Annotated in this window: 22 protein-coding genes; 11 read left to right on the forward strand and 11 right to left on the reverse strand. The window is 67.4% G+C overall.

The genetic code is table 11. From position 1 onward, the window contains the following. Positions 1-43 precede the first annotated feature (43 nt). The 8 genes from IO30_RS0112150 (at position 44) to IO30_RS45335 (ending at position 4232) form a co-directional block, all read left to right on the forward strand. On the forward strand, positions 44-460 hold the full coding sequence (locus IO30_RS0112150; protein WP_031142162.1) for a hypothetical protein: 417 nt from the start codon (positions 44-46) through the stop codon (positions 458-460). Next, the gene (locus IO30_RS0112155; protein ID WP_031142164.1) at positions 457-666 is read left to right on the forward strand and encodes a hypothetical protein; all 210 of its coding nucleotides are present in this window, start codon (positions 457-459) and stop codon (positions 664-666) included. Before IO30_RS0112150 ends, IO30_RS0112155 begins: the two co-directional genes overlap by 4 nt. 35 nt (positions 667-701) lie before the next feature. Continuing rightward, positions 702-833 (forward strand): hypothetical protein, encoded by a 132-nt coding sequence (locus IO30_RS47600; RefSeq protein ID WP_272933182.1) that lies wholly within the window; start codon positions 702-704, stop codon positions 831-833. 239 nt (positions 834-1072) lie between these two features. Continuing rightward, positions 1073-2131, forward strand: a complete 1059-nt coding sequence (locus IO30_RS0112165) for a radical SAM protein (RefSeq protein WP_272933186.1) — start codon at positions 1073-1075, stop codon at positions 2129-2131. After that, positions 2109-2348: a multiple cyclophane-containing RiPP AmcA gene (gene amcA / locus IO30_RS0112170; RefSeq protein ID WP_031142168.1), complete on the forward strand. Its 240-nt coding sequence runs from the start codon at positions 2109-2111 to the stop codon at positions 2346-2348. Before IO30_RS0112165 ends, amcA begins: the two co-directional genes overlap by 23 nt. Before the next feature lie 60 nt (positions 2349-2408). After that, on the forward strand, positions 2409-3083 hold the full coding sequence (locus tag IO30_RS41855) for a pentapeptide repeat-containing protein (protein WP_051902137.1): 675 nt from the start codon (positions 2409-2411) through the stop codon (positions 3081-3083). Between the two features lie 10 nt (positions 3084-3093). Further along, a complete protein-coding gene (locus IO30_RS0112180; protein ID WP_031142172.1) occupies positions 3094-3807 on the forward strand; it encodes a hypothetical protein in 714 nt (237 codons plus the stop codon). A 104-nt stretch (positions 3808-3911) separates the two neighbouring features. After that, positions 3912-4232 carry a DUF6087 family protein gene (locus tag IO30_RS45335; protein WP_031142174.1) on the forward strand — a complete coding sequence of 107 codons (321 nt, stop codon included), beginning with the start codon at positions 3912-3914 and terminating at the stop codon, positions 4230-4232. A gap of 52 nt (positions 4233-4284) precedes the next feature. Here the strand turns inward: IO30_RS45335 and IO30_RS0112190 are convergent, their stop codons facing one another. The 6 genes from IO30_RS0112190 to IO30_RS0112215 all read right to left on the reverse strand — a co-directional run bounded on the left by IO30_RS0112190 (position 4285) and on the right by IO30_RS0112215 (position 7919). Continuing rightward, positions 4285-5550 (reverse strand): fibronectin type III domain-containing protein, encoded by a 1266-nt coding sequence (locus IO30_RS0112190; RefSeq protein WP_157853192.1) that lies wholly within the window; start codon positions 5548-5550, stop codon positions 4285-4287. A gap of 31 nt (positions 5551-5581) precedes the next feature. After that, the gene (locus IO30_RS0112195) at positions 5582-6136 is read right to left on the reverse strand and encodes a hypothetical protein (RefSeq protein ID WP_157853194.1); all 555 of its coding nucleotides are present in this window, start codon (positions 6134-6136) and stop codon (positions 5582-5584) included. Next, the gene (locus IO30_RS0112200) at positions 6136-6426 is read right to left on the reverse strand and encodes a hypothetical protein (protein WP_031142180.1); all 291 of its coding nucleotides are present in this window, start codon (positions 6424-6426) and stop codon (positions 6136-6138) included. Before IO30_RS0112200 ends, IO30_RS0112195 begins: the two co-directional genes overlap by 1 nt. Beyond that, complete coding sequence (locus tag IO30_RS0112205) at positions 6423-6905, reverse strand: helix-turn-helix domain-containing protein (protein ID WP_078904644.1); 483 nt, start codon at positions 6903-6905, stop codon at positions 6423-6425. Before IO30_RS0112205 ends, IO30_RS0112200 begins: the two co-directional genes overlap by 4 nt. A 196-nt stretch (positions 6906-7101) precedes the next feature. Next, positions 7102-7443 carry a hypothetical protein gene (locus tag IO30_RS0112210; RefSeq protein WP_157853197.1) on the reverse strand — a complete coding sequence of 114 codons (342 nt, stop codon included), beginning with the start codon at positions 7441-7443 and terminating at the stop codon, positions 7102-7104. Positions 7444-7676: 233 nt separating this feature from the next. Further along, positions 7677-7919, reverse strand: a complete 243-nt coding sequence (locus IO30_RS0112215; protein WP_031142185.1) for a hypothetical protein — start codon at positions 7917-7919, stop codon at positions 7677-7679. Positions 7920-8483: 564 nt separating this feature from the next. Between IO30_RS0112215 and IO30_RS41865 the strand changes: the two genes are divergently transcribed. Further along, positions 8484-9569, forward strand: a complete 1086-nt coding sequence (locus IO30_RS41865) for a hypothetical protein (protein ID WP_051902142.1) — start codon at positions 8484-8486, stop codon at positions 9567-9569. A gap of 92 nt (positions 9570-9661) precedes the next feature. On the opposite strand, the gene IO30_RS0112230 is transcribed toward IO30_RS41865, so the two are convergent. The 5 genes from IO30_RS0112230 to IO30_RS0112250 all read right to left on the reverse strand — a co-directional run bounded on the left by IO30_RS0112230 (position 9662) and on the right by IO30_RS0112250 (position 18965). Beyond that, complete coding sequence (locus IO30_RS0112230; RefSeq protein WP_031142191.1) at positions 9662-10573, reverse strand: DUF5677 domain-containing protein; 912 nt, start codon at positions 10571-10573, stop codon at positions 9662-9664. Between the two features lie 221 nt (positions 10574-10794). Beyond that, positions 10795-11130 (reverse strand): hypothetical protein, encoded by a 336-nt coding sequence (locus tag IO30_RS45340; protein ID WP_157853199.1) that lies wholly within the window; start codon positions 11128-11130, stop codon positions 10795-10797. A 532-nt stretch (positions 11131-11662) separates the two neighbouring features. Beyond that, complete coding sequence (locus IO30_RS0112235) at positions 11663-11803, reverse strand: hypothetical protein (RefSeq protein WP_157853201.1); 141 nt, start codon at positions 11801-11803, stop codon at positions 11663-11665. A 623-nt stretch (positions 11804-12426) separates the two neighbouring features. Continuing rightward, on the reverse strand, positions 12427-13602 hold the full coding sequence (locus IO30_RS40360; protein WP_051902144.1) for a tyrosine-type recombinase/integrase: 1176 nt from the start codon (positions 13600-13602) through the stop codon (positions 12427-12429). Positions 13603-14606: 1004 nt separating this feature from the next. Next, the gene (locus tag IO30_RS0112250) at positions 14607-18965 is read right to left on the reverse strand and encodes a hypothetical protein (RefSeq protein WP_157853203.1); all 4359 of its coding nucleotides are present in this window, start codon (positions 18963-18965) and stop codon (positions 14607-14609) included. A gap of 678 nt (positions 18966-19643) precedes the next feature. On the opposite strand from IO30_RS0112250, the gene IO30_RS0112255 reads away from it, so the two are divergent. Then, entirely contained in the window at positions 19644-20060 is a 417-nt protein-coding gene (locus IO30_RS0112255) for a hypothetical protein (RefSeq protein ID WP_031142199.1), read from the forward strand. Positions 20061-20540: 480 nt separating this feature from the next. Next, a complete protein-coding gene (locus IO30_RS45345) occupies positions 20541-20687 on the forward strand; it encodes a hypothetical protein (protein WP_157853205.1) in 147 nt (48 codons plus the stop codon). Positions 20688-21118: the final 431 nt, after the last annotated feature.

Consider the following 21118-nt stretch of genomic DNA (forward strand, 5'->3'; position numbering starts at 1 on the left):
CGGATTCATATTTGGGCGTAGCGGGCCGCCTACGGTCCGCTACATGACCTCTACGCGTCGCACTGACCATGACCGCGTACGACAGCAGGCGGACGATCTTGACCCCCGCTGGCCCCTGCGCGGCGATCTCGCATACGACACCGCCACCTCCCGCACCGGGGTGGTCATAGACGTCCCTGCGGACACCGCGACCACCTTCTACCGCCTGACCCCCGAGGGCGGCGGCGAGGAGGGCTGGAACGCTTCCCTGGACACGCTGATGCCCGCCGAGGACGCCCCCCGCCCGCTCCCGTGCAGGACCCCCGGCGGCGCGGCGCAGGACGAACCCGAATTCGCGCCCTGGGACGACGCCTTCGGCAGCCCCGACCCCAGCCCCAGCCTTCAGGCTCGCGCCGAGTGCGGCATGCAGCGATTTCTGAAGTCTGCCGGCGAAGGTGCCGGAGAGGACGATGCCACGTGAACAGGCTGCCCGACTGGCTGCATGAGGGCGCCCGAGTCTTCGACCCCGCGAAGGACAGCGAGGCGATCATCCAATTTATCGGCGAGCATGAGGATTCGGCCACCCGAATCGTCGTCCCTTGCGCCGTGTTCCTGCGCCCCGAGGGCGGCGGCAAGGAGTGGATCGTGCCGGACTATCAGGCCCTGCGCCAGGCGGACCCCCGATGACTGACCGGAGCCACTTACCTGATCCCGGCCGGGGGATGATCGGCGCCCTCCTCGCGATCGGCCTTGCCGGTCCCGCCGTCGTCCTCAGCGGTCACGGCCTCGACCTGGCCGAGTCGGTGAGCGCGCCCCCTCCGGCCACCGCGCCGGACGTCGAACCGCCGTCGTAGGCGGCCCCCGAGCTCCCCGCCCCGGTGGTCTCGCAGGCACCACCCGGGCGGGGGCCTACCTCCGCCCGCCCCTTCCCGCGCAGCGGGCGGAGCACGGCGCCGGGGGTTCCGTCCCCACGGTCCCCGGCGCCATCCACGCACCACTCGTTCAAGTCGAGAGGAGCACGATGCACAGCGCCTTACGGCTCGCGACCGCCCCCCGGTCCGTGATCATGCAGCCGACCACCCAGTGCCTCCCCATGGACTGCACCTACTGCTACCTGCCATTCCGGAAAATGAAGCACCTGATGCCAGCGGCCGTCGCCGCGGCCGTCGCCGCGGCCGTCGCCGCGGCCGTCAACCCCTGGGCAGCCGACGATCCGGCGTTCGAGGTCGTGTGGCACGGCGGCGAACCCCTGGCCACCGGCCGCGAGCACCTGGCCGCCCTCATGGCCCCCTTCAAGGGCGTGAAGCACTCCGTGCAAACGAACGCCGCACTCATTGATGACGCATGGTGCGAGTTCCTGCTGGAGCACAACGTGCATGTGGGCGTCAGCATCGACGGCCCCGAGGACATGAACACCCACCGCGTCACCCTCGCCGGCCACCCCGGATTCCGTGTGACCCTGCGCGGTATCGAACGCCTGGGCAGCCGCGGCATCCCGTACTCCGCCATCGCTGTCGTCTCCGACCCGGCCCCGGAGAACGCGGCACGCTTCTACGAGTTCTTCGCCGACCTGGGCGTGACCACCCTCGGCGTCAACGTCGAAGAGGAGGAAGGCGTCAACCTCGGCTCCAAGGCCGCCGACCCTGTGCAGGCGGCGGAGTTCTGGGCGGCCCTCGCCGACGCCTGGCGAGCCAACCCCGTCATCCGCCTGCGCGAAGTGCAGCGGGTCCTCAATTTCGCCGGGGCCGTCCTCCGTGGACACGAGACGGCCCCACTGCCCGCGGCCTCGCCGTGGGATCCGCTGCCGACGGTCGCCTACGACGGCGGAGTGGTCATGCTCTCCCCTGAGCTGGCCGGGTTCACCGATCCCCGGTTCGGCGACTTCACCACCGGCAACGTCCTGCGGACTGGCCTGGACGTCCTCGTCACCGAAGCCGAGCAGCGCACGCCATGGATCACCGAATTCTGGGACGGCGTAGACGCCTGCCGCGCCACCTGCCCCGCCTTCGCGTTCTGCGGCGGCGCGCACCCCGCGAACCGGTACTTCGAGCACGACGGCCGATTCGACGGGACCAGGACCAGGTACTGCACGACCTCGAAAATCGCCCTACTCGAAGGAGTCACGCGACATGTCCGCGAACACGCACACTGACGCCACCTCGCTCGTGATGGACTCGGCGGAGGGATTCCGATCCCTGCTGGAGGCCGCCGGCTCCACGTCTGTCGCCCGCTGGGACAACGACTGGAGCAACCACGAGTTCGACAACCAGATCACGGCCGCGGCCACCTTCGACAACCGGCCCACCTGGGACAACCCGCAGCCCACGTTCGACAACCGGCCCACCTGGGACAACTGGAAGAACAAGTAGCCCGTCGGGGCGGCCCTCCACGCCGAGGGTCGCCCCGGAACCACCTTGGAGGAGCACAGCATGGCCACCCGCACCTTCGGCCGCGTCGCCGTCACCCTGCCCGGCCTGGACGAGCCCGGCCTGTACGTGTCCGCCGTTGACGGCCTCGACAGCCCGCGCGGCATCGTGCAGGACTTCACCTTCGGTGAGGCTGATCTGCGGTCGCTCGACCTCGCGGACACCCAGCTCATCACCGGCCGCATCACGGGCCTGCGGTCCAAGCGGACGGAGTTCGAGGCGTTGAACCTGCACGGCGTGGAGATCACGAACTGCGACCTCGGGGCGGTCCGCTGGACGGAGAGCAAGCTCACCCGCGTACACCTGCGGGACTGCAAGCTCATGGGTGCCGCCCTTGACGGCCTAGTGCTCGATGACGTCCTTTTCGAGGGCTGCAAGCTGGACTTCGCCACCTTCGAGAAGGTCCGCGCCACTGGCCCCGTCGCGTTCATCGGCTGTGTCCTGACCGAGGCCACGTTCACCGACTGCGATCTGTCCGACGCGGTGTTCACGGACTGCACGCTCCGGCTTACCGAGTTCGGCGCCGGCCGCTACCGGGACACCGATTTCCGCGAGAACGACCTCTCCGCGATCCGCGGCGTCGCCAACCTCGCCAAGGTCCGCATCGACCACGGCCAGCAAGCCGACCTCGCCGAGGCCCTCGTGAACGAACTCGACGTCGCGTTCGGCGACGACTGAGGAGACTCTGGTGCCCCTGCACTTAGCCTTCACCGACCTGGACGCCTTCCGGGCCCGTTGCGACATCTCCGGCGTCCGCACCGTCAAGGACGCACCCGCCTACGAGGACGGCGCGGTCGTCCCGTCCGGGCTGTGGCAGCCGCTCACCGAGGAGACGGCACGCACTCTCGTGGCGCCGCCGTGGGCCCCGCCCAGCACCCTCGTGGAGATCGTCCGCCCGCCTGTCCCCAGGGGGCCGCTGGACGACCTGACGCGGGCGATGGGCGACGAGCGGGCCCAGTACCTCGGGCAGGCTCTCGCCAAGCCGGACATGCCCACCACCACCGACAACTACCAGGACGGCCGCCTGATCGGCCTCCACCTCGACAACTGGGACAAGCTCAATTACGGGCACAAAACGACCGGCAGGCGGCGCCTCGCACTCAACCTCGGCCCCGGCACCCGCTACATCCTTCTCGGCACCCTCGACGCCCAAGCCGTCTGTCGAGCCGTTCACCCCACCGACTACACCCGCCGCTACCCCTACACCGACGACTACCGCGCCCACGTCGCCGCGGGCCACCCCGTCCGCTGCCTCCGCATCCGGATCGACCCCGGCGAGGGCTACATCGCCCCCACGGAGTACCTGCTGCACGACGGCTCCACCGAAGACCAGGACAAGCCGTCGGCCATGGCCTTCTGGCTCGGTCACTGGCACCGCGGCACCCTGCCGTCCCTCGTCTGATCACCGCTCCAACACACCCGGGCCCCGCCCCATCAGCATCGGGAGCGGGGCGCAGTGCTGCCCGGCTTCGGTATGGTGCTGCCCCTGCTCCTGGGAGGTACGACGTGGAAGACGAACCGCTCGACCGGTGGGCCGCACGACGCCAAGGCCGCCTGCGCAAGCCCGGTGAAAAGAAGGCCATCACCCTCGGGGCCGGCCCCCAGAGAGCCGCCCATCTTGATCCGGACGCCCCACGCATGATCTTGGAGTGGGACGGCTTCGCCTGGCAGGCGCTGATGATGGTGGAGAACTACGCGGCAGCCTGCCGTGCCCTCAGCCCGGCCTCTGAAGCCGCTCCCGCCGGCCAGCCCGAGACGACCGGCCCCATCACCGGACGCAACCCGCAGGCACCGGGCACCGGGCGTCATCGAAAGCCCCGGCCTTGAACCATGCCGACCCGCCCGCCCTCAGGGCCATCAAGAGCGAGAGCCATGCTGTCTACGCCGGGGCGGTCGTGCCCTCCAGAACGGTGGATGGGGCGCTCTCGCCCGAGGTGTTCACTGCCCGCACTGTGAGCTTGTACGGGCTGCTCGGCTGATAGCCGCCTACCGTCGCCGACGTCGCTGGGGCTTGGACGACCATCTTGAGCGTGCCCGACTCGTACAACCGGAACTCCCGGACCGGCGGTGACACGGGCGTGTCCATGTTCCACGTCACGGGCACCGAGTTGGCCGTCGCCGAGGAGGAAAGTCGCAAGCTGGTCGGTTGAGCAGGCGTCGAGGTCTTCGGCAGAACGGTCATCAGCGAGCCAGCGAAGGCCGAGTAGGAATTCCCGCCCAACTGCTCCGGCCGGACGGCCCGCACCTTCAACTCGACACGGTCGCCAGCCTTGAACGGCGAGTCGAACGACACCTTCACCGGGGCCTGGGAGTCCACAACCAGCGGCTGCGCCGCGGCGCCAAGCAGCTGATCACCCTCCATGAGACCGATCGTCGCCGACATGCCCGGCCGCGGGTTCGAGTTCCCGTAGACCTGGTACGACGCCGCGCCGTGGGTGGCGTTGAACTCCAAATGCCAGATGCCCGGGTTGCCCGACGCCGGGTTCGGGGTGGCGCGCCCCTGCTGGAACGAGAGCGGCCCCGGCGTCGCCAGCGGTGCGAGCTGTCCGTAGGCGACCGGCGGCAGGACGCTCGGCGTCTGGATCTGGAGCACCGCGGACTTGAGCCCCACCGAGCCGTCCAGGTTGATCGGCTCCACGATGATCGCGTACGCGGTGCTCGGCTTGATCGGCGTCCAGATCGGCAAATCTTGTGGGGCCGGCGGGGTCGGCGGCGGGGCCGGGACGTAGTAGCCGACGATCACGGTTTCCATGTCGGGCGTGGTCAACGCCAGGAACGGGATGGTCGGCGGGACGGGGGCCGGTACAGGCTGGCCTTCCGCGGGCATGGGCAGTGATCCGATGTAGATGTTCCAGCCGCGGACTCGGGGCAGCTCGACGCCCTTCGATCCCATTCCGCCCGGGGTCGGCGTCACCGCGAGTGCACCCGCCAGCAGCTGCCAACGCAGCTGGATCTCCTTGCCGGTGGCGTAGCCGCCGGTGATGGGATCGCCCTTCATGATCCGGCGGGCGGGCGGGAGGATCGACGGTGAACCGTCGGCGGATGCCTTGTACCAAACAGGCGGGGTGGGAGCGTAAGGGGGAGTGGGAGGAGACGGCGGGGTCTCGTCCTTGACTACGGGGTCACCGAATGTCGCGCGGGTCATCGTGGATCTCTTCTCTGTGGAGGTTCGGGGGTTAGCTGTACGACCAGGGGGCCCAGCCGCATTCGGCCTCGGGCAGCTCCTTCTCGTCCGGCCGTTTCGGCGGCGCCGTGCGGTTCCAGGGCAGGACCCAACCCAACCGCTGCCGCTGCTCGACCGTCTTCCGAATGGTCAAGTGGTTGATGTAGCCGTTAGTACGCGTCGTCGGGTCGTCCTGGCGGTACCCGGGCCATGGCTGTTCGGGGTGGCCGTGGCCTGCCTGCCGTAGCCGGTCGCGCTGGTCCTCACGCTGCAACTCGTACGCGGCCTGTCCGCGGCGTCCTTCCCACAGCCGGAGAGGCTGCTCGTCCACCCATGCGGTCGGGTTCCCGGCACCGTCGAACACGGGCGTCGGGTGCACCATCCACGCGGGTGGCTCGCCGCTGTACGGGGCGCTGGGGCAGCTGGGCGGGGCTTCGGAAAGGATCTGGTCCGCGAGCGCTCGGACGGGGCTCGGATCGGCGCCCACGGGGTCCTGGTGCTGGGGCTGTTGGGCGGCCTCGGCGGCGGCCCGCAGCTTCTCACGTCGCCGTCGACTGCGGGTCATCATCAGGGCCCCCACACATCAGGCGCCGCCTGGCTCGGCTTCGAGGCGGGTGGCGCCGACTTGCGGGTCAGAGCGAACGTCGGGGGCGGGTCACCGTCACCGCGGCGCCGGACGACGGGCGGGGTCGGCGGACGGGAGAAGTCCACCGCGGGGCGGGCCTTCTGGTAGGCCCTCTCCTTGGCGGCCAGGACCTCCTGGTACTCGCTCCGGGCCTCGGGGGTGGACAGGTCGATGACCGGCTCGGGCTGCTGCCGGCGGAAGCGCGTGAGAAAGCCGTGGAACTTGAAGTTCATGCGAGGGGTCCTGTCTGGGGGTAGCCGCCGAGCGCACCGACACGCCGTTCGTATGTGCGGTGCAGCTCCCGATTGCGTGCTGCCGCAGCAGCCGCACCCGGGTACTGGTGCTGGGAGTAGGAGACGGGGCGCGGGTCGCCCTGCGGTGCGGTGAACTCGCCCGCCTGGCCTCCGTCCAGGCCCTCGGGGAGGGGCATTCGCGGACGGCCGCCCGGATGGGGTGGACCGGCACGGTAGGTCGGCGACCGCGGCGTCCGCTCCAGCGGGACGTACTCGGCGGGGTACGTGAAGGACTCCGCGCCGTAGAACTCCACCAGCTGCTTGATAGCAGTCGGCACGCGTGTGCCGTTCTCCGCGGCCCGCAGTGTCGCCGGGGGAATGCCTGTTGCCTCACACACCGCGGCGCGAGTCATTCCGTGAGTCTCGCGGGCGTCCCGAAGACGACGCGCCCGTTCAAGGTTGATTTGCCTTTTAGCCATATGGCAATTCTGCGCGCTCCGAGATCCAGAGTGATAACTGATAACAAACCCGGTTTGCGGATTTGTTCACAGGGAGCAAGGCGCGTTAACGGGGGTTGCGACTGTTATCACCGAAGACCCTGCGGCGCACGGCGCAAACACAGACTGGGACCCCGCAACCCGCATGGGCCACACGGGGACGGCGGGGTCCTGGTCGTCATTGAGGGAGTAGCTGGTTCTCCTGTTTGCGCGCCGCAGTGCGGTCCTCGCCCAGCGCCGCGGCAAGGATGCGCCAGCCTGGCACCGCCTCGGGCGTCCTGACGGCCTGCCAGCCACCCCGGCCCCACCTGCGGAAGGTGACCGGGACCCATGCGGCGCCCCAGACCTTCGCGGCCTCGGCCACGGCCTGACCGGAGATCCACACATCCCGCAGCAGCCGCCAGCCGTCCCGCTCAGTGTGGTCGACAACCAACACGTCGGCCCGGGTCGCCACGGTCACGCGCCGGCCGTTGTGCTTGTGCCCGATGGCCTTCGGCAGCAGCAGCACGACCGCGTGCACCGGCCGCCACCACTGCACCCCACCAGCCCAGAACGTGCCCTTCTGCGGCTCTGGGTGCAACCGCTCGAACGCCCTGGTCTGCCCACCCCTCAAGCCGCCGCCCCGCAGTGGGCAGGCCTCCTGCGGGGCGGGGTCCTGCGGAGTGGGCTCGGGGTCACCGTGTGCCGCTACGCGGGCCAGGATCGCCGCTCTGCGCTGCGGCCCCGTCCGGTAGGGCGAGGTACCCCGACCCATCAGCAGACGTCGGAGAACGAACGGCGCGGGGCGTCGGCGGGGTTCAGGCCGTCAAAGAGGCCGCGGCCCGTCCGGGAGTTCGCGACCGGCGCGGAGAGCATGCCCTGGGGCGTCGTCAGCCGGTCCTTGTTGTAGTAGGACTGGATGGCGTTCTGGAACGAGCGTTCGCGCATGTCGTGAACGTTGGCACCGAAACCCATCGGCTCGTTGGCGAAAGGGCGGATACGTGCGGTGTCGCTCATGGTGTGTGCTCCTAGGATTCGCGATCTGAGTGACTGGCGCTTCAATTGTGCTCCGAGGAATTCGCGGCGCGATACTGGTCCTAAATATTCACCAACAACAGGGAGAAACGAATGCGCTGGCGCCTGAGCGACACAAAGGTAGACGTACAGAAGGAGACTCGGCACAGTGAGGCCGAGGAGCCCCGCCACACGGTGAACCTGGACTATTTCCACACGGGCGAGGTCCACGAGATCTCGGGACACCACCCCGGTCAGTTCTTCTCAGACCCGCAGATCAATCCCGCCCTACAACGGGTACCCCGCGAGCTGAGCGGGCAGCCCCACAACGAGGAGTACCAGTTCGAGCACAGCCACGAGCAGGCCTTGCGGCCCGCGGGCACGTTCAGCCCCAGCAGCTACCGCAGCGAAGCCGCCCTCCAGCGGCGCAGCACATGCCCGCGCAGCTCGGGGATGACTACCGCTAGGAGCAGCTCCAAACCAAAGCCCTTTTAAGGATCTTGCTTGCGTGCTCGGTACCGGTCGATAGAGTTGCTCATCCGCTGGGGATCAGAGGAGGAGTCGGGTATGGCCGTAGCTGAAGATGGGGCTGACCGGAAGGTGGATTTCCCTCCCGTCGACAACGGGCTCGACTACCTCCTGAGCGTGGTTCACCACCTGGCACCGCGCGCTGTCGACACTCAGCCCACGGCTCGGGAGTTGAAGTACGCCGTGCTCCACCTGCAAGCGGCGGTCGAGGTGCTGCTGAAGGCTCGGCTCCTGCGGGAGCACTGGTCCTTGGTCTTCTCCCGCGTCGACGTAAAAGATGCGACTAAGCAGAATTTCAAGCAGGGCAACTTCAGCAGCACCACCCCAGAAGAAACGGTCCGCCGACTCAGGGAGATCGCGGGACTCAAGTTCGCCAAGGCAGACCTGGATGCGATGACGGCTCTCGTCAAGGACCGAAATGCACTCCAACACTATGGCCTCACCGCCAGTGCGGAGGCCATCGAGTCACGTGCTGCTGAAGTTCTTGACTTCTTGATCCGATTCCTCGACGAGCAGCTACTTCCAGGACTGGAGTCTGATGAGCGGGCCAGATCCGAAGCCGACATGGTGCTCGTGAGGCAGGGGCTTGTGAAGATTCGGAGCTTCGTGTCCACGCGTATGGCACGGCTTGAAAGGCAGCTCACGCCCAGACTTGGCTCCACCGTCGAGTGCCCGGCTTGTCGACAGATGGCCTACGTGATCCAAGAAGGCAAGCTGGCATCCTGTCTCTTCTGCACGCATCAGCCAGATGGATGTGAGGAGTGGGACGGGTTCGGGGTCGAATCACAACTCGCGGCGATTGAGTATGCCGGGAGGGTTCTCGGCACCGAGTGGAAGCCAGGCGGTAAGGCCGACCCAAGCGACCCGTTCACTGATCCCAGCACCCCGCCGGTCGAGCGGTGTCTAACCTGTGGCGATAACGCTGTTGTACTCGGCGCCAGGATCGCGCTCCATCCCGAACGAGATGTGGCCTTCTGCTTTGCCTGCACGCGGAAGTACGATCGCTGCGAAGAATGCCGTAACCAGATCAGTCCCGACGGATACCCCTACGACCAGCCGTATGAGAACGAGAAGCTTTGCCGCAAGTGCTTCCACTTCAAACTGCAACTCCTGGGGGTCATCTAAGGACAGGGAACCAAAGCGGCTCCCTCGCCACCCACGTCACTCGATCAGTGGCCAAGCTGCAAGGGTTCAGTTAGATCCCGAGAGCCCGACCATCACACAGTGACCTCCGCAGCAGTCCAAGGACGAGGCGGGAGGTTGGGCCCACCGCTCAGCGCGCTCAACTCACGCAACCACCTGGCCACACGCCCAGGCGACGCCGGGACGTTCGGCAGTTCGAGCCAGAGGCGCAAGAAGAACATGGCTGCGAACAGGACGGCTTCGACGCTCGACTGGTCGTTCTCCGTCACAGCCTGCTCCACCCATGCCTCTTCAGTACCACGGAACATGTTTGCAATCAGGGCACCGGGAGCCGCATGAGCCTGCTCCGACCAGAGTCGGAACAGAATGTTGTACTGGTGGGCGCGCATCGGATCCGATGACAGTTTGGCAAGTTCGGCCGTGTCCTTCCGGCACCAGCTCGGCACCCACCTCACTGACCCGTCTGCCTTCGGCTTTCCCTGAAAGTCACTGAAGTCGTTCGCCAGGTGCCGATCCACCATCGCGACCAACTGAGCGTCGACCGAATGCCCCTTCTCCTGCTGGTAGGCAGCCTTCCTCTGCTGGGCAAGCAGCATCTGAAGCAGGCCGAACCGGGCGAACAGCAGAGTCCCCTCCCCACGGTCCTCCATCGCACTCAGGTACTCCATGTTCACCAGCAGCTCGAACAGCTGACGGGTCACACCGACCGCGGGCTCCCAATGGCCCTGCTCCAGCAGAGTTCGGACCGCCTTCATGCTGTTGGCGCCACGCATCAAGATCTCGATGTCGAAGCGGACGAGCTGATCAGCGGCGTTCGGCGTCGACTGTGCGGTCTGCTCGGCTGCCACCGCGATCTCGCCCAGTAGCTTGAAGAACGGCCCCAGCCGGCCCTTGGGGGACGCTGAGCGCTGCACCTGGGGGTTCCCCGACAACTGCGCACCGGGATGGTTCCGCTGGTTCTTCTTCCGCTTCTTGCTCTGCGCCATGTCCGCACCATAGCCAACCCAGCCAAGGGCTTGCTCGGAGTTTCCACCAACTCGGAGCCAGACCACGGCGATTCAATCGGCACGATGCACTTCTGATCAGTTAGGGACACCCCTTAGGCCCCTGGACAAAGGGCAGCGCCCCCGTCGCCAAGTGGGGTTGGCGGAGCCCTTACTTGCAGCGAATACAGGATGGCCGTGCCGCACACTGCTTTAAATGGTGGCTATACAGCACTTTTGCGAGGCCCCATGGCCTGCCATGATCCGGGCCGTGCCGAGGCAGGCCGCTTGACCGTGTTGGAAGAGGTCGGCTGACCCTCGTGCTTGCCGTACGAGATGTCTACGTACGGCCATGTCACATGGAGAGCCTGCATGACTTCGGCACTCATGTGGGCCGGGAATTCCGCATAGCTGCCAAGTTCGTTCCACGCGAATGTGCCTGCGGGGAAGCGGGAGACGATATCAGCGGGAGCGACATCCTCGGGATAGTGAAGATGCCCGGGGACATGCTGGTCGGTAGAGAGGAAGATGAGGGGCTGGGTGCGCTGCTTGGATGCCATGACGACATCTTGGCTCCCGTTAATTCGAGGCCGATAACAAACCTGTTCACCTATAGCCAAAGGGGCCGCCGCACCCATTTCACACTAAAGGCGCACACCCTCCAGCACCCTCTCCGTCTAGGATCTTCTACAGGTGACACCAGGACGCTGCAATCGCGCTCGGCGGCAGGTGCTGCCAGAGCGCCCCCAGCTTGCCGGCCGGGGGCGTTTGCCTTTTCCGAGATAAAAAGCAAAGGGTGTCGCTTTGACCGAGCCCCTCCGCACCCCCGCCGCGCCCCACCAGAACGGCCTGGCCCCAGGTGCGCCCGCGGTACTGCTCGGGGAGGCCCTATGGATCCCCCCATCGTCATCCACGAACCTGACGCCGACGGCGGCCGTCGCGTGCACGTCGACTTCACCATTCTCGGCCGTACAGCGAGATGGACCTGCGGGAGTTTTTGCGCCGGGCCGGCCTACCCGATTGGGACAGAATCCATGTCACGGATACGGGGATGTTCCGGTGGGAGGGCGGCGGCCCAAAAATGTGGCCGGGCTAAAAATTCGGCGCGGACGGAGGCGCCTGGACCACGATCACGTATACGACGGGCACGACCACAGCATTGGACGGGGCGAACAGGGAGTAGATCAGGAGTAGCCGGTCGAAGAGGACCGGGGGCAGCACTCCGAGGAGCATGAACCCTAACAGGATCGCAACGAGTAGCAGCTGAATTAACAGTGATTTAGACAAAGCTGTCCCTTAGTAGGTAACGGGCATTTAAGGGGAGCGCGTCCGCAGTAAGACTCCTCGCACCGACAGGCCGCTCGGCAGCCAGGGGGAGCTGGACGCTTCCTGACCCTACCTGGGCTGGTGGTGATTGAAACCCCTAGATCACAAAGACCGCAGGGATGTGATCTGCACCGCGCACTCCCTCACGCCAAAGAAATACCCACCCATCAAACTCGGGAAGCAGCCGGTTGTAAGGTCGACCTGTTCAACACCCATCAGGGCTCGCGCGACTTGCCGTTCGGGCCCACACCCACTAGGCGCACGCACTCCAGACCAGGCAGGGCGTGGAGGCTCCAGGGCAACATCCAGTAGTGATGCGCGCAGGCTCTAACAGGTAGGGCCGGCGCCGGTCGATTTGGGGTCCGCGGCAGTGGCCTCTTCCGCTGCCCGTATACCCATTGTTGTTGCCGAGAGCGTTTCTAGTGTTTCTAGTGGCTTTTCCAATGCGCTGGCAACGACGAGCGGCCCCCTTCACAATCCGAAGGGGGCCGCTCGTGATTTTCTGGGGAGTGCCGGCTGGCTTTTCTGGGCTAGGTGAACTGCGGTTCCACGGTGACCCCGTGGGCCGCGCAGGCTCCGCAGATGCCGGAGGCGGTAAGGGCTCTGGCCTCGCCGCAGCCCGCGCAGGCCTGCCTGCCGGTGGCCCGCTGGTGGATGTTCACCACCTCGGGCTCGTCGGGATCGTCGGGCAGCGTGATGGTGCGGGCCAGCAGGTGCGCGGGGTGCTTGTCGAGCTGGCCGCGGCGCCGGTTGTACTTCTGGGTGGTGCGGGGGTCTTTCTGCCCGGCGGCGTCCTGGACGTCTTGGAGCGCGGCGCCGTTGTCGAGCGCGTCGGTGATGCCGGTGTGGCGAAGGGCGTGGGGCTTGATGCTGTCGGCCTGCGGGATGCCCGCGACCCTGGCGAGGGAGCGCAGCAGTTTCCAGACTTCGCTTTCGCCCATGCGTCGGCCGGTGCGCGTCATGAACAGCGGCCCGGTGGTACGGCCGTTGAGCATGCGCAGGATGGCGTCCAGCAGGGCGGGCGGCAGGGGGACGCGCTGTTTCTTGCCGCCCTTCCTGGTGAGCGGGACGGTGTAGTGCCCCTGGACGTAGCGGACGTCCTCGACGTCCAGGCCGAGCACCTCGGAGACGCGGGGGAACAGCAAGTACAGGAACAGCGTGAGGGCGTAGGCGCGGGGGCTGCGCTTCTTCGCGGTGGCCAGCAGCGCCTCGGTGTGCTCGGGGTCGAGTCCCTCGGTGGGGGATTCGTCGTGGTCGACGGCGGGGCGCTCCACTCCGTCGAATGGGTTCCGCTCGGCCGTCTCGTTCTGCATGGCGTAGATGTAGAACCCGGAGGCGATGCCAAGGAGGTGTTCGCGGGTGGCCGGCGAGAGCGGCAGGCCCTTGTTCTTTCCGCGGGTCACCAGGGTCTGCTCCAGGTGCCGGGCGTAGGACTCGGCGAGGGGGCGGCGGACCTGGAGGACATCGGATTTGGTGGAGCGGACGTACGCCTCCCAGCGGACGAAGCCTTTCGCGCGGGCCTCTCTCGTCTTTACCGATTTCTTCGCCGCGACCCAGGCCCCGGCGAGCAGGGTCAGGGGGTGGTCGTCGCCGTAGATCCCGGCGAGGTGAGCGCGGAGCCACTGCGCCCACTCCGGCCAATCAGTCCGCGGATCGTGCCGGTCGGTCGAGACCTCCCCCGACGAACGCAACGCCAACTCGGTCATCTCGCCCTATCTCCATATCTAAGTGCCCGCATCGGGTGCACAGTTGATGCCCGACCTCGAAGTGCAGACTAAGGTTTCTTAGTCACCATCCGCAGATCCGTTCCGGATCTTGGACGGACCGGCGCCCGATGCGCTCCACCTGATCCCTGAATGATCTGAACATCCGTTTCGCACCTCGACCCGGAGTCAGTTGAGCATCGAATACTCCAGGCACGAAAACTTCAGTCTCGAATCCTTGGCTCGACGCCGGCCAGCCTCTGCTCACCGTCGGGGCGACCCCGCTCCGACCGCAGCCGGCCAACCCCGATTCGGGTCCCGGATCCCGAACCTGATTTCGCGCCCGCGAGGCAGTGCGGTTTCCACAGCGTCCGCGCTTCCGCGGCCGGCCGACCCGCCATTCCCTTAGGGGCGAGGGCACCTTACGCACTGCTCCCGCCCGGCCAGACCGAACATCGGCCCCCCCGCACCGGGGGCACTTCGGGCGCGCGGCCCGGTGGTCCACCACGGGAGGCAGCCCCAGCAGCACCCGCCGTCGCGCCTCCGCCTCCTCCCGCCCCTGGTCCACCCGCGCCACCTGCTGACGAGCCCGCTCCTGTATCGCCCGCTCCGCCTCCACCGCTTCACGGGCCCACCCCTCCCGCCACCGGGGCAGCGCCCTGCGCACTGCGACGAGCGCCCATATCAGCAGCGCGTCAATGACGGCCAGGACGACCAGGGCCGGGACGTACTCGACGCTGACGAAGAGCTGCCCGCCCAGAGACAGCACGGCGAAGGTCACGGGGATGATGAGGCACCAGAGCAGGCCCATGAGCATTCCGATCGCCTCTTCGTCGGTCTCTGGGACAGGCACTCCCCCTCCGCCGCCTCGCCTGACGTGCGGGCTGACCCACGTGCCGTCTCTCCTGTAGTAGCCGCGTACGAAATGCATGTCCGCTCCCCTTCAATCTGGATCATCATCGTCAGCCGGGGCGGTGGTGCACTCACCGCCCCGACCAATCCCCGCGCTAGCCGCTGACCCCCCGCGCCCAGCCCTCCGCCCAGCCTGCCTCGGCCAGCCCCACCACCGACGCGGCCAGCCCCCACGCCGTCCGCCACGGCCTCACCCTGGCCGTCACCGGCCCGTACACCACCGGCTCCAGCTCCTCCCGTACGGCTGCCGCCTGCCGCCGCATCACGGCCAGTTCCGCCGTCCTCATCTCCATCAGCTCCAGCTCTGCCCGACGCACCACCTCTTCGGCTGCCGCGACGACCAACGCGCCCACGTACGAGACCACGTCGTCCAGCTCCGCCGACCAGCGTTCGAAGTCCGCCCGCTCCGCCGCCAGCTCGGCCCGCAGTGCGACGAGTTCGTCCTCGGTCACCGGCTCCGGCTGGGCATAGTCCATCCAGGCAATGCGGGGGTCAGCGGGTGCGGGCTGCGGGTAGTCCATCCACGCCCGGCGCGGGTCGACGTCCACCGGCTGCTCCGGCTTCTCCGGCATGGTCGGCATGGTCGGCATGGTCGGCATCATTACGCCGCCGCAGACGACGTACCCTTCGGCCACCAGGTCGCGGGGCTCCAGGTGCTCCAGGTGACCCGGCTCGGCGCCGTCCATCTCCACCAGGGTCTTGCCGATGGTCGCGCTGACGACCCGCCCCGCGCGGCCCTCGAAGATGACGCGCTCACCGATCTCCCAATACCCGCGCCCTGTGCTGGGCAGGACGGCCGCCGGGGCTTCCACCGCGTCGGCAACCTCGACCGGCTCAGCGCCCTGGGTGACAACCCGGTGAACCATGCGGGTTCCAGCGTCACGGACGGCCCGCTTGTCTCCGACCTCACGGCACAGGTCGAGCAGCTCCTCAGCGATCGCGCAAGGCTCCTTCGCGACGCGCACCAGCTTGCCGGGCAAGGACACCTTGCCGTTCTCGGTCTGCCACTCGTCCAGCCGGGCCAGCGCGGTCCACTTCCCGTTGCGGTGGTTGATCTCGAAGCCGTAGCCCCAGCCGTCCGCGAAGAGCCACCAGGGCTGTGCCCAGCCCGGGTTCATGGGGCGGATGGTCTCCCCTTCGAGGACCGCCGGGGGCGTCGGCTCCGGCTTGCCGTGCAGGGTCTTGCCGTAGCCGGTGAGGTCGGTTCGCTCGCCGCTGTACTCCTTCACGAGCATGGCGTGTGCGGTGTGCCGCTCCTTGCGGGCCAGTCGTGACCGGTGGCCGTCCTCCCGGACGCGGTAGGCCATACCCGTACGCACCTGCTTCTCAATCTTGGCCAGGGTGCGCGGAACCTTCGGCATGAACAGTCCACCGCAGATGACCGGCAGGGCCGTGACGGTCTCGACGCCGGGGACGTAGCCGCCCTCGCCCTCCCACACGTCCACCGCGTCGGCCTCGACGGGCTCGCCGGCGTGACCAGGACCCTGAACCTGAATTTTTTCGCCGTCGGCCGGAGACTTTTCTGCCGATTCCTCGTTCTGGTGCTGCGCGACGTGACCCAGCCACAGCAGCACCGCACCGGCGTACGTCTTGCACCAGGAGTCGCCGCCCTCGTGCGAGATGATCCCGCCGATGGTGCCGGGGCACTGGCAGTTCACCCACCACTCGCCGTAGTGGCCCGCGCTGGACTTCCGGGCGGTGTTCTTCATGATGTTGGCGGAGTGCCCGTGAAGCTTCCGCGCGGTATCGAAGTCCACCCCGGCTGCCTCACATGCGGTGCGGGCCTGCTCCTCCTCCTGCTTGGGGTCGAGGTAGGGCCCCTCCTCGGCCACGTGCGCGGCCCACAGCTCCCGCGCCTCCTCCACCGTCTTCCGCCATGCGGTGGCCCTGCTGTGCCCCGGCTCGACCAGTTCCATCCAGTCCTCGCACACGCACGTCACCCGGAACTTCCCGGTTCGCTTCGACGCGATGGCCTGATGGATTCGGCCCCGGTGCCCGTCGGCCTCGACCTGCTCGGGCTTGGCGAAGACCTCGAACTCCTCGCGCGTGATGGGTATGAGGGTGGCAGCGCAATGCATCTTGGAGGGGGTGTCGCCGTCGGCGCCGTGCCAGGTCACGTCAGCCACCCACCGGCCGCACGTGTAGACCTTGGCGACCGTGCCGAGGGTGTCCGCCTCCTCCCACTGGCTGATCACCAGGTCACCCGGGACGAAGTCGGGGCGGTTCTCCGGGCGCCCGTAGTTGTAGCGGTCACGGGACTGGTGCACCCGCTTGGACCACGGCACATCCCGCCAGGACACCGGCGCGGCCGCCACCTGCTCCTCGGCGGCCTCGCGCTCCAGGGCCAACCGCAGGGGCCGGGGCAGGCTCTGCGCACTCTCCCCCACCGGCTCCGGCTGCTCCTCGGTCGCGGGCTCCACCGGCTGCTCCTCAGCCACGCCGCGGGCTACCGCGTCGGCGAGGATGGCACGCTTCATGGCGGCCCGGCTCCGCTCCTCCTTGAGGATCTCCACCCCGGTGGCGATGTGCTTCACGAAGTACATTCCCGCGAGCATCTTCACGCCGTAGCCGTGGCCCGTCAGGTCTGCCCGCTCGTGGCCCTTCGCGCCGGTGAACACGATGTCCCCGACCTTGGGTGCCGTCATCTTCTTCGGTGCCAAGCTGCCGCGCCCCATGGTGTTGCTCTCCCTCGTGCTGGTGCTCGTCTGCGCCGTCCTCGCGGCCGTCCCCTCCTGCTTCGCCCGGACCACTTCGGCCTCCGCGAGCAGGGCCGTCACGACGTCGGGGCGGGGGTTGTGCTCCCACGCGTCCAGGGCGGCCGTCACCATCTCGGCCACGAGGTCGCAGTAGCGCTCCTCCCACTCGAGCCGCGTCCCCATGGCCCCGTTCGTCTTGCCGCAGAGCTCGTAGGCCGTCTCCCACGGGTTTCCGATGTGTCCTTGTGCCTGCGCCAGCGGCCGGGCGAGGTGCAGCGCACACACGCCAACCGTGCCCATGACCGAGCCGTCCGCGGCGAGGATGTCCGCCACGAACCGCGCGGGCGCGTTCTTGTTCCAACACGCGCCGATGCACAGCCCCGACTCATCCCACGACCCGGGCCCGCACTCCATGGCCGTCTTGCCGTGCACGCCGTACTTCTCCCGCACCCCGTAGGTGCCCGTGATCACCCACCGCTCAAGGGGGATTTCCCGCAGCCCGGCCACGGTCAGCCGGTGGATAGCCCGCTTGCGGAACATGCCATCCACGGCACCGCTCGTACCGGCCTCCGCCAGCCACCCCGTCGGACGGGCCTCCCAGCCCCACGGATTCCTCGTCGCGATGCCGACGCGCCCGTACCGCTCGAACCGCCAGACGTTCGGCTCCAGCTCGGTCTCCGTCAGCTCAGCCGACCACGCCACGCGCTCCGCGTTCATGTGCCCGTACTGCTTCACCACACCTGCCGCCCACGTGGCAGACGCCGAGTCGGCCCGGCACCACGCCACAGCAGCCGCAAGGCTGTTGTCCTCGCCTGTCTCGGCCCACCAGAACGAGGAGTCGTGCAGCCCGCGCGCCACGTTCCACTCCCCCGGGGTCCGCTTGTAGGACGGCGACCACAGCCGGTAGGCGTGCCCGGCCTCAGTCGTGAACGACCAGTCGTAGCCGTCGCTCTCCTCCTGGTGGTGCTTGCCCTGGTACGGCTCGATGCGCTCACCGGCCAGCACTTCCCCGGGGAACTGGAGCGCCCACGCGGCCAATTCCTCCATGCGTTCCATGTCGAACCTGGCATGCCGCAAGTGGTGGTTAGCGCGCATGTAGGCGTGGTCCTCGGACATGCCGGGCGACGTCTGGACCCATCCGCAGATGCAGGAGATCCGGTGTCCGTCCGCCAGTGCGGTGACCGACGTCGTGTGGATCGGCTCGGGCTCCGGGGCAGACTCCTCCACCAGCTCCGCGCGCTGCGCCTCGGCCTGCGGGATCATGCTCGTGAGGTAGGACTCCGCCAGTACGGTCACTACCGGCTCGCCCACCGCATCCTCCGGCGCGTGCTTCGCGGCATAGTCCATCCCCCACGTCCAGCGGTGATCACCGGGGCCGGTATTGCCCGTGGACCATACGGTCATGGAGAACTTGGACTCGTTCGCGTCCCGCTGGATCGCAGACATGGCGTAGTCACCGGGGAGCGTGAATTCCGGGTCCGCCGGAATTTCCTGGGGCTCCTCTACGGGCTCCGCCTCTTCGATCACCTCGAACTCCACAATACCCTCGTGCTTGGCGAGGATCTCTTCCGGAGTAAGCGGCTTCTCCTGCTTGACCTCCGTCAGCGTGGACGTCCATTCAGGCTTCGGACGCTTGGCAGCGCGCTCGATCTTGTCCTGCACCTTGGCTTCCAGCGCTGCTCGCTTGGCGATGTAGTCGCGCATGACTATCTCGGCAGACGAGCGGGTGCCGGAGTCGGCGAAACCGACGGTTTTCATATCGGTGGCACCATTGCCGCTGTTCAGGTGTCGACGCACACGGAGAACGCGCTGCCCCTTGCGGGTGACATAGTCGGTGCCGAAGGTCATGCCACGCCACGACGCGCGGGCGATGGCCGCGCCCAGCAGCTCCGTCCACGAGAACGTGATCTCCTGGTTTTGGGTAGAGCTCTCCCCTTGAGCGTGAGCCATCTTCGAAAAACCCCTATCGCGAGTTGCCGTATCCGGGCGGCCCGGTCCTACGCGGGCATGACCCAATTCTCGCAATTTCTCGACCCTAATGCCAGGGCGGGGGCACCCTTAAGTCATTTTATTCAGGATTTCCCTGCCTGGACCTGCGCACAGAAATGCTGAATTCAAAAAGAGGCAGTGCCAATTCCGCAGGCAGTATCAGCCGAGGCAGTGACACCGCCGCGGCGCTGCTGGTAGTGTCGGAACCGATCGCGAGTCGTATCCGGGATCACCAAGAGCGCCGGGTCCTAACCCCTCCTTCGGGAGGCGGCCGGCGCTCTTTCTCATGCCCGGGGCTGGCTGCCTCCGCCGCTATCCGGGCGGGGCGTCACCGTGCCGCCCTCGCCGGCCTAGCCGATGACGAGAAAGTTGTCGACCGGGGCCCAGGTGAAGGCGGTTACGCGGAGCCGGAAGAGTCGGCCCTGACGCAGCCTTAGAGTCACCGCCATGGCGATAACCCTGTACCACTTCACCAAGCCCGAGCACTGGCCCGCGATCGAGGCCTCCAGCTCCCTGGAACCCCGCTGGGGCGCCGCGGGAGGGGATGTACCGAAGACCGTGCACCTCAGCGACTCGCAGGATCGCGAACTCCTTCCGTGGGCGTTCCGGGCGGACTACCCCATCCGCTTCCAGGTGCAGATCCCGGAGGCGGACGCGCACGAGTGGCACCCCTGGGGAACGAAGCACGTTCCGATCAACGCCCACCAGTCACTCGGCATCCCTGTACGACGCCCTGACGGATGGCACCTGTCCCAGTGGAACCAGGGCAGTGCCCACTGGCGTGTGGTCGAGCGCCTCATTCCGCGGTTGGAGTGGATCGAGGTCGTTGACCTGGAGCACAACACCGTCTTGTGGAAGGCCTGAACGTTTCTTGAGTGGCCAGCCGCGGAGACGAGGGGCTGCTGACCGGTCGGCGCACCCATCCGACAAGGCGGACTCCCTGCCGCACCACCGGTGAGTTCCGGACGAGCTGTTCTCGGAAGCCCTCGGACGGCCTCACCGGAACTCACCGGAACTCACCTGTTCCGGCTGGCTGATATGACCCCAAGCGACGTGAGGCTGCACTGGAGACATGCCAGACTCCCGCCATGACCGCATCAAACCGGCCAACTTACGCTCCGACTACCTAGAGGTTCTTAGAGGCCTTTAGAGCCTGTTAGAGGCCACTCCCCTAAAACAGCTGGTGGACACCGTTCGCCCCCTGGTGGCCACGAGGAGACACGGTTCCTGGCGGGATTCGCCGCGGATAGTCGCCAGCCTCGTCCGCCGCTCCCAACCTCCAGTCAGTCCCGGGTTTCGGGAAATGCAGACCCTCAACACACATGCACCGAAGGAGACTTCGCCATGTCCAAAAGCACCTCATCAACCGAGAAATCCGGCCTCCTTCGCCAGCTCCTGCGCGACGCCGCTCCCTACGCACTGCGCGGAGCCGCGTTCAAGCTCGGCGCCGCAGCAGTGACGCTGCTGATCCTCTGGATACAGGCGATGTAGCTGCGGACAGCCCTTGTGGAAGACGCCAGGTCCATGAACTGCGCCGGCTGGGCGACGCGATCGTCTACCCAGCTGGGCACGAGACGACCTGTCGGCCAATCCAGCAGACCTTGGGCCGCGGGCTCTGCCGGGTGCGCTCCGGCAGGGTCTCCGCACCCATCGTGCCGGAATACCCGTCCTCGTGGCGTCCGAGCAGCTGCGGAGACCGTTCTCATGCTTCAGCGGCTCCCCGACGCGTACGCGGGGGAAGTCCCCTGCGGGTACTGACGGAAGCGCCAGATCTTCAGGACGTGATCCCTCCGGTCCCAGTAGTCATCCGGGACCAGCTTGGCAAGAAGCGCTGGCTCGGGCTCCTCTCGCAGCGCCCCGTGGGCCATGTGTGGGCCACAGGCAGGGGCTGCACTCCCGATCTGGACGTCAGCGCAGGTCAG

This window comes from Streptomyces xanthophaeus, from assembly GCF_000725805.1.
Classification (GTDB): Bacteria; Actinomycetota; Actinomycetes; order Streptomycetales; family Streptomycetaceae; genus Streptomyces; species Streptomyces xanthophaeus.